This is a genomic window from Mycobacterium sp. ML4 (assembly GCF_054515735.1).
In genome coordinates this window covers 14,527-27,083 of sequence record NZ_JBTNSY010000032.1, presented here as the reverse complement: position 1 = coordinate 27,083, position 12,557 = coordinate 14,527, and the positions used below count along the sequence as shown (strand labels likewise).

Genomic DNA, 12,557 nt, shown 5'->3' with positions numbered 1-12,557 from the left:
GCGTTCAGCCCAGCCTCTCCGAGAGTTGTTGCAACAACTCGTCCTCGGAGAGGTCGTCGTAGGTGTGGGCCTGTTGTTCGGCCTGTTGTTCGGTTGTCACGTCGTCAATCGCGTTCGCTGTCTCAAGGAATTCGGGCAGGATGGTGGTCAGATAGTCGGTGAGGCTGTACACGGTGGGGTAGTCGAAGACCACGGAAGCCGGCAGGAATTCGCCCAGCGAGTCCGACAGCGCTCGCTGCAGCGTCACACTCATCAACGAGTCCATGCCGAGTTGGAAGAACCCGGTCGACGGATCGAGCGTCTCGGCGTGTGGCAGTCCCATCACCTCGGCGGCCAGCATGCCGACCCGGTCGAACAGCATGTCGTGGCGTCGCTGCGGCCGGCACGTGCGCAGCGCCTTACGGAACTCGCTTTCCGGCAGCGGTGTGTCGTCCGGCGCGGGCAGCAGGTCCTCGACGATGCGCAGTGCTCCGCGGGTGCGGTACGCGGCGGCCAACAGCGGCCAATCCGCCGCCACCACAACGGATTGCACCCCGGCGTCCGGGCTCATCGCCAACGGCAGCGCACCGATGGCCACGTCGTCGGCCATGGGCAGCAGTCCGGATTCGGAGCTCACCTGGCTCGCGTCCTGTTGTGCGTCAGCCAGCGACTTCCAGAGGCCCCAGGCGATCGCGATGGCCGGCAGCCCGACCAGGCGACGGGCATGAGCCAAGGTGTCCAGGAAGGCGCTGGTCGCGGTGTAGTGGGCCAGCCACCTCGAGCCCAGCAGACCCGATATCGACGAGAACAACACGAATTGCCGCACCGGGTGTTTCAGTGACAGTCGGTGCAACAGCCGCGCGGCGTCCAGTTTGGGACGGAACATGACTGCCACGTCGTCGTCGCTCATCTCGCTGAGCAACACCGGCTGGCCGGCGAAGGCGGCGAGGTAGATCCCCTCGAGGGGCGGCAACTCCGTGCCGAAGCGGTCGAACAGCGCGCCCATCGCGTCGGGGTCGGTCGCGTCCGCGGCAACCTGGATGAGTTGATGCCCGGTCGATTCCAGGCTTGCGGTCAGTTCGGCCAGCCGGGTACCGGGATTGCGGGACACCGTGACAACGGTTTTCGCGCCCATCTCCACGAGCTGCCGGATCAGCTGGGGCCCAATGTGTCCGGTGGCTCCGATGACGAGTTGGGTGGTATCGCCGGAAAGCGTCGCGGGCGAGGCCACCGGCGCAGCCCGCCGGTGCAGGCGCGGAACATGGCACACTCCGGACCGGTAAACGACCTGGTCCTCCCCGTCGTCTCGGCCGGCCTCGTCCAGCACGTGCCGCACGGCCAGTTCGGCGGGCATCGTCTCATCGAGATCGATGATGCCGCCCCAGATTTCGGGATGCTCCAATGCCAGGGTGCGGCCGAAACCCCACAGCACCGCATGGGCCGGGTTGGCGCGATCGCCGTCGGAGACGGGCTGCGCATTGCGGGTGGCGATGTACAACTTCGGTGCCGAACCGCTCGCCACCATCGCCGCGGCGAGCCGTCGGGCCGCATGGAACAGGTGATATGCCGACTCGATATCGAGCGGTTGGCGGGAAACGAGTGGCGCGTACAGGACGTTGTCGACACCGGCGAACAGGTCGTTCAGCATGGAGAGATCGCCGTCGAGTGCCGAGGGAGCAAGGACCTCGACCCGGGACGATGAGCCGGCGGCCCGGGCAAGTTCAGCGGACAGGCCGGGATCGGCCACCGCAAGCCAGGCGGCGTTGCCCTTGGTCAGGGCGCTGGGGATCGGGTGCACCGGCCAGCTGAGCCGGTAGTGCCAGCTGTCGAGGGCGTTCTCCGCAATGACGTTGTGGCCCTGAGGTTGCAGCAACGCCGGCGCGCCGTTGTTGGTGGCCCCGTTGTTGGTGACGGACGTGGTGATCCAGTGGTGGGTGTGTTGCCAGGGGGTGGTGGGGATCGGGGGATGCGGTTCGGGGGGGTGTGGTGTGTGCGGCGGTTGCGTGGTGTCGACGGCGTAGAGGTTGGTGCGGAAGGTGACGGTGTCGTCGGTATCGCGTTGCAGAGTCCCGATGCTGAGATAGCTGGCCGCGGACCTGCGTGCGCGCTGCGCGTCTTCCAGGGTGTCGGTGATGGCCTGGGTCAGCAGCGGGTGCGCGCTGATCTCAATAAAAGTGTGGCAGGTGTGCCGATCCGCCGCATGAGTGATGGCCTGCTGGAAGCGCACGGGGTTGCGCATGTTGGTGGCCCAGTGCTCGGCATCGAAAACCGCTGTCGTGTCTACGCTTTCGTAGGTGGTGGAGATGATCGGAATAGTGGGGGTCCGCGGCCTCAGGTCAGCCAGCTCCGCGCGCATCCGGGGTTGCAGCGCATCCATGGCCGGGTTGTGCGGGGCCACTTCGATGTTGACCCGACTCGCGAAACGATTATCCGCGCGCACCCGGCCAATGAGTTCCTCGATCTGCTCGGTGGGCCCGGCGACCACGGTCTGCCGCGGCGAGTTGTAGATCGCCAACGTCACCTGCGGGTAGTCGGCGATCAGCGTCTCGGTGGTCGCCGCGTCCAGCCCGAGCAGTGCCATGCCGCCCTGTCCGGACAGCGGGGCCATCAGCCGCGACCGTGTTGCGGTCACCCGCAACCCTTCGGCGGTGGTGAGCGCTCCGGCGACCACGGCGGCGGCCACCTCGCCCATGGAGTGCCCGATCACCAGGTCGGGTTGCACCCCGTGGGACCGCCACAACGCGGTCAGCGCCAGTTGCATGCCGATCAGGCCCAGCTGGATCTGTTCGATGCCGGCCAGTTCCTTGCCGCCGGCGATGATGTCGTGCAGCGAGAAGCCGGCGTGCTCGACGAACACCGGCTCCAGTTCGGCGACCGCGGCGGCGAATGCCGGCTCGTCGGCCAATAGTCGGCGGCCCATCCCGGCCCATTGCGAGCCGCGGCCAGAGTAGACGAACACCGTGCCCGGCCCGGGCGGGCGGTCCTGGGGGTTGACCAGGCCGGCGGCGTGGTGGCCGAGGGCCAGGGCACGCAAACCTACCACTGCCTGCGCGCCGTCCCGGGCGACCACGGCGCCGAATTTTGCGTGGCGGGACCGGTGGTGATTGACGGTGTGGGCCACATCGGCCAGGGACACCTCGGCGCCCGGCCCCTCCATCCAATCGGCCAGCACGGACGCGGTGGCCGCCACCCGCTGAGCCGTCTTACCTGTGACCACCAACGTCGACACCCCGGAGTCGGGCCTGGGTGCCGGCGCCGGGTCGGGGCCCTGCTCGATGATGACGTGCGCGTTGGTGCCACCCAAGCCGAACGACGAGACCGCCGCGCGCCGCGGGCCCGGTTGGCTTTCACTGGTCGGCCACGCGGCGTTCTCGGTGGGGACAAAGAACCTGGTCGACGCGGCATCGATGGCTGGATTCCATTGCGAGAAATGCAGATTCGGCGGGATCGTCGAGCGCTGGACCGCCAGCGCGGCCTTGATGAACCCCGCGATGCCGGCCGCCGCCTCGGTATGGCCGATATTGGTCTTCACGGCCCCCAACGCACACTTGCCCTCGCCTCGGCCGTAGGTGGCCGCCAGCGCCTCGAACTCGATCGGATCGCCCAACGTGGTGCCTGTCCCGTGGGCTTCGACGTAGTGCACACTCTCGGGTGCGATGTCACCGGATCGCAGGGCGTCGGCGATCACATCGCATTGCGCGGCAGTGTTGGGCGCGGTGACGCCGTTGGAGCGGCCGTCCTGGTTGACCGCCGAACCCCGCACCACCGCGAGCACCCGGTCGCCGTCACGCACGGCGTCGGTCAACCGCTTGAGCACCACCACGCCGGCGCCCTCGCCGCGCACGAAACCGTCGGCGGCTGCGTCGAAGCTGGCGCAGCGCCCGTGTGGGGACAGCAGACCCCATGCGGAGATAGCGATCTGGGTTTCCGGGCGCAGCGTGACGCTCACGCCGCCGGCCAGCGCCAGGTCGGTTTCGCGCAGTCGCAGGCTCTGGCAGGCCAGGTGTACCGCCACCAGCGATGACGAGCATGCGGTGTCGACCGCGACCGCGGGACCCCGCAGCCCCAGCAGGTAGGAGATGCGGCCCACGGTGATGCTGTGCGCATTTCCGGTTCCGGTGTAGGCGTTGACGGTCTCGGGGTTCGCGGCGAGCATGGACTGGTACTCGTTGAAGTACACGCCCATCATGACTCCGGCGCGGGTGCCGGACAGCGAATCCGTCGGTATGCCTGCGTGTTCGAGGGCTTCCCAGGCCACCTCCAGCAGCATCCGCTGCTGGGGATCCATCGCCGCGGCTTCGCGCGGTGTGATCCCGAAGAACTCGGCGTCGAAGCCGGCGATGTCGGGGACGAAACCGCCCCACTTCGTGGTCATCCGGCCCGGCGTCAACGGGTCGGGATCGTAAAACGCCTCCGCATCCCACCGGTCTGCGGGGACCGGTGAGATCGCGTTGCGTCCGTGCACCAACAGGTCCCAGAAGGTTTCCGGCCCGACCACACCGCCGGGGAACCGGCAGCCGATTCCGACCACGGCAATCGGCTCGGCCACGGCGATCCGCGAGATCTTCTCGAACTCGTTGCTGAGAGTGGCGCGTTGCTGGGCGCTCATACCGGAAATCCGGCTGAAAGCCGTTCGCATCACGACGGCCCTTCGGTCTCAGACGACCCCGACTCGATGCGGTCAAAAAGACTGTCCAGCACACTGCCCGCCGACGTGGACAGCGCGACCATCTCATCGTCGCGCGGATCCTGTTCGGGTGCAACGCGGTTGGCCAGGTACGCCGCCAGCGCCGCCACGGTCGGATGGTTGAACAGCATGGTCGCCGACAGCTCTATCCCCACCAACTGCTCGGCTTCCCGCCGGATCGCCATCGCCATCAGCGAATTGAGCCCGAGCTCGGCGAACGGGCGGTCGCTGTCCAAGTCGGTTTCCGGCAACCGAAGCTCGCGCGCGATGATGCTGCGCAGCCCCTTTTCAAACTCCTCGCGTATCTCGGGCACCGAGAGCGCGGACCAGTCCCGCACCGGAATCAGGTAGCTGTCCTCGATCGCCGAGCCGTCCGCGGTCGAGGGAAGCGGGAGCACCACCGCCTGGGCAACGTCGTAGCCCTCGACCTGCTCCCAGGCGGTGAACGCCTCCTCCGGCGTGATCTCGCGCGACCCCAGCCGGGCCAGTTCGTCGCTCACGATGCGGGCGCCCGCGGCGAATCCGAGCTCGCGCCAGGCCACCCAGTTCACACTCAGGGTGTGGCAGCCCTGTTGGTGGCGCGCCCGCGCCAGCGCGTCCAGGTAGGAGTTGGCGGCGGCGTAGGAACCCTGGCCCGGGATGCCGAATACGGCTGCAGCCGAGGAGGTCAGGTAGAAGAAGTCGACGCTGCGGGGTGGGAACGCTTCGTGCAGCACCTGGCTGCCGCCGATCTTGGACCACATCACCTCGCGCACCGCGTCTTCGGTCATGGTGGTCACCAGTTGGTCGTTGGTGACTCCCGCCGCGTGGATGATTCCGCGAATCGGTGGGGCCCCGTCGGTGTCCCTTCGCTCCAGCAGCGCCGTCAGTGCTTCGCGGCATCCGATGTCGACGGCGACGGCTTCGACTGCGACGCCGCGCATTTCCAGGGCGCGGATCGCGTCGATCCTGTGACGCAGCCTCGCGTCCAGGCTGTCAAGGTCCCAGTCCCGTCGCGGCGGCAACGCGGTACGGCCGGTCAGCACCAGTCGTCGGGCACCACGGCCGGCCAGCCAGCCGGCCATCAGCAGTCCCAGCGCGCCCATGCCGCCGGTGATCAGGTAGGCCGCGTCCGGCCTGCACTGCACCGCCTTGCGTTCCGGTTCACCGCGCAGCGCCGCCAAAGCCGGTGCGAGCACCACGTTGTCGCGTAGCACCAGGATCGACTTGCTCGGATGCTGGATAAGTTCGGCGAGCGCCGAGGGTTCGTCGGGGGACGGCGCGTCGGCGAGATCGACCAGTCCACCCCACAATTCGGGGTGCTCGGCGGCGATCACGCCGGCCAGACCCCACAAGAAGCTTTGGCGCAGTGCCGACGGGGTCGCCGATTCGTGCACTCCGCGGGTGACGATCCACAGGGTAGCCGGGTCGGTCCGCTGCGCCAGCGTCCGGACCGCGGCGGCGAGCTCCGCGCTGACCCGGACCGCGAAGTCGACGTCCGTCTCGGTGGCGTTGGCCGGCTGGGACTCCGCGACATACAGCACGTAGCGCGCCTGCGACACGGTGCCTGGCCCGAAGCCGTAGTGCCCGAGTCGGTCCCGTAGCGCGCAGGCGTCTTGGCCGAGTACCGCGAGGGTTCCGGTACCCAGCGGCCCGCCCGGATCATGGCGCGGCTGCCAGTCCAGGGTATGCACGAATTGCCATGCATTCGAATGTGGTTCAGCGTGCGGCGCGCCGTCGAAGTCCAGGGCCCGGTATCGAAGCGATCGCATCGACAGGCACGGTGCACCGCCCTGCGCCGCGGCGGTGATGTCGACGGTGATGCCATCCGGGTCGTGCTCGACGTGGCTGAGCAGCACCGTGGCGCGCGGTCCGGTGCTGGTGTCGCCCAACCACACCTGGGCGATACCGGCCGGAACGTACAGGCGCGCATCGCTGACGTCCGACAGCGCTCCGACGATGACGGCGGCGTCCAGCAGCGGCCCGGCGGATCCGTCGCGCAGCGCATTCGGCAGGTGGACCGCGGCGCGTACGCCGTCATCGGTGGGTTCCCAGGAATCCAAGGTCCATTTGAACGGCAGGCCGTCTACCCCCCGCAGCGCGAGCTGTTCGGTGATGTCGGTGATGTCGTCGTCCCAGCGGCTCGATTCGCGGGCAGTGCCGGGGCTCGGATGCGGACTGTTCGTCGCCGGCTGCGGCGGTGCCGATGAAAGTCGTGCGGTGACGTGCCGCGTCCAGCGGTCCGAAGCGGTCTCGGCGGGACGCGAGGCCAGGGTGATCGCCTGGTCGTCGGCCACCACCTGGATCAGGCGTGGCTGGTCGACGAAGACGGGTTGGTCGAATCGCACCGCGGACAGCGCCGAGTAGCCCAATTCGTCTGCCGCGCGCAGGAGTGTGTGCAGCACGACGGACGCCGGCACCACCTCGACACCGCGGAACCGATGGCGACCCGGGTATGGCTTGGCGTCGGGTGCCAGCCGCGCCTGCCACAGGTGGGACGGCAGGCCGCCGGACACGGCGGTGACTCTGCTGTGCCGGCCGAGCAACGTGCCTTCCGACGGAGCCGAAACCACGGAACCGGCAGCACGTTTGGGGCGGATCCAGTGCCGGGAATGCTGCCATGGCGTACTGGGGATGGATGGGTGCGGTTCCGATGGATGCGGAGTGTGTGGCGGGTGCGCGCTGTGGACCGTGTTGAGGTTGGTGTGGAACGTGATCGTGTCGTCGCTGTCGCGTTGCAGGGTGCCGATGCTCGTATACCGGGTGCCGTGCTGAGCGCTGTGCAGGGTGTCGATGACGGCCTGGGTGAGCAGCGGGTGGGCGCTGACCTCGACGAAAGTATGGTGGTCGCCGCCCGCGACGCTGCCGGCCAGTGCGACGGCCTGCTGGAAATGCACCGGGTTGCGCATGTTGTCGGCCCAGTGCTCGGCGTCGAAAACCGGTGTGGTGTCTGTGCTTTCGTAGGTGGTGGAGATGATCGGGATGCTTGGTGTGCGCGCCTGCAGGTCGGCCAGTTCGGCACGCAGTGCCGGCTGCAGCGCGTCCATGGCCGGATTGTGCGGCGCCACTTCGATATTGACGCGGCTTGCGAACCGATCCCGGGCGCGGACGCGCGTGATGAGTTCGTCGATCTGCTCGGTGGGCCCGGAGATCACGGTCTGGCGCGGTGAGTTGTAGATGCCGAGCGTCACCTGCGGGTGATCGGCGATCAGCGCCTCGGTAGCCTCGGCGTCGAGCTCCAGCAATGCCATCCCACCCTGCCCGGACAACGGTGCCATCAACCGCGCCCGGGTTGCGGCGACCCGCAACCCTTCGGCCGGGGTAAGTGCACCGGCCACGACTGCGGCGGCCACCTCGCCCATCGAGTGCCCGATCACCAGGTCGGGCTCCACCCCGTAGGAACGCCACAACTGGGTCAGCGCCAACTGGATCCCGATCAGGCCCAGCTGGATCTGCTCGATGCCGACCAGTTCGGCGCCGTCCGCCAGCACGTCGTGCAGCGAGAAGCCCGCCTGCTCGACGAACACCGGCTCCAATTCGGCCACCGCCAACGCGAAACCTGGTTCGTCGGCCAGTAATCGGCGTCCCATCCCGGCCCACTGTGATCCCCGCCCGGAGTAGACGAACACCGTGCCGGGACCGGGCGAACCATCCTGGGGGCCGACCACGCCGGGCGCGTGCTGGCCCGCAGCCAGCGCGCGCAATCCGGCGATAGCTTGTTCGCGGCCCTGAGCGCCGCGGCGGGCCACCACGGTGCCGAACTTGGCTTGACGTGATCGGTGGTGATTGATCGTGTGTGCGACGTCGGACAGCGACGCCTCAGCACCGGCGCCGTCCATCCACTCGGCCAGCAAACCGGCCATCGCGGCCACGCGTTGCGGCGTCTTGCCGGCCACAATCAGCGTCGAGACGGCAGGTTCCGGATCCTGCTGAGGTGGTGCAGCGATCTCCTGGCCTTGCTCGATCACCACGTGAGCGTTGGTTCCGCCGAACCCGAACGACGACACACCGGCTCGGCGGGGACGGCCTGTTTCTGGCCAGTCAGTCTGTGTGTCAACGACTTTCATCCGCAGTTCGGTAAACGGGATGTGTGGATTGGGGCTCTCGAAGCGCTGATTCGGCGGGATCTGGCCGCGCTGCACCGCCAGTACCGCCTTGATGAAGCCGGCGATCCCGGCCGCAGCCTCGGTGTGTCCCAAGTTGGTCTTGACGGCGCCCAGGAGCAGCGGAGCGTCGGCGGGGCGTCCGCGGCCCAGCACGGTGCCCAGGGCGCGCGCCTCGATCGGGTCGCCCAACAGTGTTCCGGTGCCGTGGGCTTCGACATAGTCCACTTCGGTTGGCTGCATGCCGGCGCCGGTGTAGGCGGCGCGCAACACGGCCATCTGCGCAGCCGGGTTGGGTGCCATCAGCCCGTTGGATCGGCCGTCCTGGTTGACTGCCGAGCCGCAGATGACCGCGAGAACCCGGTCGCCGTCGCGTTGGGCATCGGTCAACCGCTTGAGGACCACCACTCCGGCGCCCTCACCGCGGACGAACCCGTCGGCCGCCGCATCGAAGGCGCGGCAGCGACCCGTCGGCGACAAGGCACCCACCTGGTCGAAACCGCGAAACACCGCGGGGGACAACAGCAGATTCACCCCGGCCGCGATCGCCAGCGCAGAATCCTGGGTGCGCAGGCTCTGGCAGGCCAGGTGGATCGCCACCAGCGACGAAGAGCACGCGGTGTCCACCGCTACCGAGGGCCCGCGCAGGTCGAGGAAATACGACAGACGGTTGGCGATGATGCTCATCGCGCCACCGGTATTGGACCAACCGTCGATCTGATGAAGGTCGCTGGCGGCGATGGCCCCGTATTCGCTCAGGCATGACCCCGCGAACACGCCCGTCTGCGAGCGGCGCAACGAGCTGGGCGGAATTCCGGCGTGCTCCAAGGCTTCCCACGCCACTTCGAGCAGCAGCCGTTGTTGTGGGTCCATCTTGTCGGCTTCGCTGGGCGAGATTTCGAAGAACTCCGCATCGAACGCGTCGATGTCGGGCAGGAAAGAACCCCACCGCGTGGTCCGGGCAAGCACGGCTTTGACTTCCGCCGAACCGTCGTCGAAGAGTTCCCAGCGCTCGTCAGGGACCTTCCCGATCGAGGAACGTCGTTCACAAAGGAAGTCCCACAACGCTTCTGGCCCGGATATTCCGCCGGGGAAGCGGCACCCCATGCCTATCACCGCGATCGGCTCGTCGAGTGAGTGACGCCCCGGGCGATGGAGCTCAGCCGCTTCGGGTTCTGGTTCGGGGGAGGTGAGGTACGCGGCCAGGTCGCTGATCGTCGGATGTTCCCAGAAGTCGATGGGGGAGACCGTCCTGCCCAGCAACTCGGTCAGCTCTCCGGACAGCACAACGGCATCGCGGGAGCTCACGCCGAGATCAGCCAGGGACAGGTTGGGATCGACCTCGTCGGGCCTGCACCCGATGTTGGTGACCAGGTAGTCGATAAGCCAGTGGCGCAGGTCGGCCTCGCCGCTGATGCTCGCTGTCATACGGTCACGTCCAGCCGCTTGAAGCCGTCGCTTCGATACCGCTCGATGCAGGCGGAACGCCGGATCTTGCCGCTGGTCGTGATGGGAATGGAGCCGGGAGACACCAGGACCAGGTCGGCGACCCGTAGGCTGTGTGACCGGGATATCGCCGAGGTGACCTCACGCTTGACCGAGCGGAGCTTGTGCATGGCGTCTTCGGCCGACGCGCCGCGGCGTTTCAGCTCGATGATGGCCACCAACTGCTCGGTGATGTCATCGGGCACCGAGATCGCGGCGACCCTGCCACCGGTGATCTCCTGGATCGTCGCCTCGATGTCGTCTGGGTAGTGGTTGCGGCCGTCGACGATGAGCAGGTCCTTGATGCGGCCCATGATGAACAGTTCGCCCTCGGACAGGACGCCCAGATCGCCGGTGCGCAGCCACGGTCCCTCCGGCGTACCCGGGGCCGGGTCGACGATGTGCGCGTTGAAGGTGCGGTTGGTCTGCTCGGGCTTCTGCCAGTAACCCAGAGCCACGTGGTCGCCGTGCACCCAGATCTCGCCGACGTCGCCGGACATGTTCTCGACCATGGTGTCCGGGTTCACGATCCGCACCGCGGACGGGTCGGGGCACCCGTAGCTGATGAGTTCGGTGCCCACCGACCCGTCGGAACCACAGCGCTTGGCCTGACCGGCGGATAGGTGTTCATAGTCGAACCGCACCGTCTTGGGTGCGGTTCCAGGTTCGGGGGCGGCGACGTACAGCGTCGCTTCGGCGAGGCCGTAGGAAGGGCGGACCGCGGTGGGGCTGAGGTTGAACCTGGCGAATCGCTCGGTGAAGCGCTTCACGGTCGCCACATGGATCCGCTCACTGCCGCTGACGATGCCGACCACGTCGCTCAGGTCGAGACCGGTCATGTCGTCGTCGGACGTTCGGCGCACTGCCAATTCGAAGGCGAAATTCGGCGCAGCGGAAAAGGGCGACGGTTTGGTGGCGAGCAGTTGCATCCAGCAGGCCGGGCGGCGCAGGAATGCCATTGGGCTCAACAGCACCGCACTGCGTTCGGCGACCAGGGGGGCGCAGATTCCAAGAATCAAACCCATGTCGTGGAATAGCGGTAACCACGACACGACGACGGTTTCCTTGGGAATTTTCGCGATATCCCCGAAATAGCCGTACAGGCTTTGGGTCACATTCGCTACGACATTCTTGTGCGACACAATTACGCCAGCGGGTGTTCGGGTGGATCCGGACGTGTATTGGAGATACGCCGCGCCACTGGCGAGGCGCGGGACGCCCGTTGATTCACGCGGCGAGTCCAAATCGAGTAGATCAACTTCAATAAGGACCGGAGCGGCCTTCCCGTGCTGTGCGCACACGTATTTCGCGACGTTGCTCACCACCGATGACGTGGTGAGAACGGCGACGGGCTGGGAGTCACGAAGTACCGCGGAAACGCGGTCGTCGTGGATGCCGTACTGGGGTGTCGACAGGGGCACGGCGATGAATCCGGCCTGTATTGCGCCGAGGAAGGCAATCACGTATTCCAAGCCCTGCGGCGCCAGAATCGCTACCCGGTCGCCGGCCGCACCGCACAGCTTGAGCTCTTCGGAGATGACACGCGCCCGACCGTACACCTGAGACCACGTCAGGGTCTCAGCAAATCCGTTAGGGTCTAAACCGTAATCGATAAATGTGTATGCCGCGGTATCGGCCTGCTGTTCGGCCCGCTTTTTCAGCAAAGCGGGAAGGGAACCGTCAGTCACCGGCATCGCGTTACGCTCCTATTCGACTGTCTGCTCTTGTTCTCTGCTTCGGACCACTGGCATCCGACTGGGTCCGCACAGCGGTGGGTCCAATGCCGAAGTCCCGCACGTCTTAGTTGCCCAGTCCCCGTCGAAGATTATTTACGTTCCGACCGTGGCACCCCGGTGTGCCGTGTCGTTACCGCCCCTGAACTAATCTCGCTCCCCATACAACTAGTCGCGTGTTCAACGGTAATCATCTCGGGGGGCGTGCGCGGGCATTATCGGGAAATCCACACAGTTCCCACAGCGGACGCAACGCTCTACGCACGACGGCACTATTGGCTGAACTGCATTGAATCTCATCTCACCCCTGCCAGGTGCTGTATTTGGAGTGACCTGTGCTACACCCGTAGCGGGTGTGGGCTTGGTGAGGACCGAGCCTGCAGTTCTCAAATCCGGGTCGCCCATTTTTGGGACCGGCGTCCCGTTGTTACGAGCGTAACACCTCAGGCGAAGGTACCTGGCCGGCCGCGGCCGGATCGGGGCCGGCTTCCACCGCCACCTAGAGCCCGCGTATCGCAGCGCGACCTCATGGCATCCGCTGTGCGCCGGTGAGTAGCGAACCTGCTGCCCGGGACCGCGGCGCTGTCAACC

At 67.0% G+C, this 12,557-nt stretch carries 3 protein-coding genes; all 3 read right to left on the bottom strand.

Features of this window, described 5'->3' with window-relative positions:
• Positions 1 to 4: 4 nt before the first annotated feature.
• Genes ACX9NE_RS26150 through fadD26 form a run of 3 tightly spaced genes read right to left on the bottom strand, consistent with a single transcriptional unit; the run spans position 5 to position 11,927 of the window.
• Positions 5 to 4,621 (bottom strand): type I polyketide synthase, encoded by a 4,617-nt coding sequence (locus ACX9NE_RS26150; protein WP_459364519.1) that lies wholly within the window; start codon positions 4,619 to 4,621, stop codon positions 5 to 7.
• A complete protein-coding gene (locus ACX9NE_RS26145; protein ID WP_459364520.1) occupies positions 4,618 to 10,176 on the bottom strand; it encodes a type I polyketide synthase in 5,559 nt (1,852 codons plus the stop codon). The genes ACX9NE_RS26150 and ACX9NE_RS26145 overlap by 4 nt, the downstream gene beginning before the upstream one ends.
• Entirely contained in the window at positions 10,173 to 11,927 is a 1,755-nt protein-coding gene (gene fadD26, locus ACX9NE_RS26140) for a long-chain-fatty-acid--AMP ligase FAAL26/FadD26 (protein WP_459364521.1), read from the bottom strand. Before fadD26 ends, ACX9NE_RS26145 begins: the two co-directional genes overlap by 4 nt.
• Positions 11,928 to 12,557 lie beyond the last annotated feature (630 nt).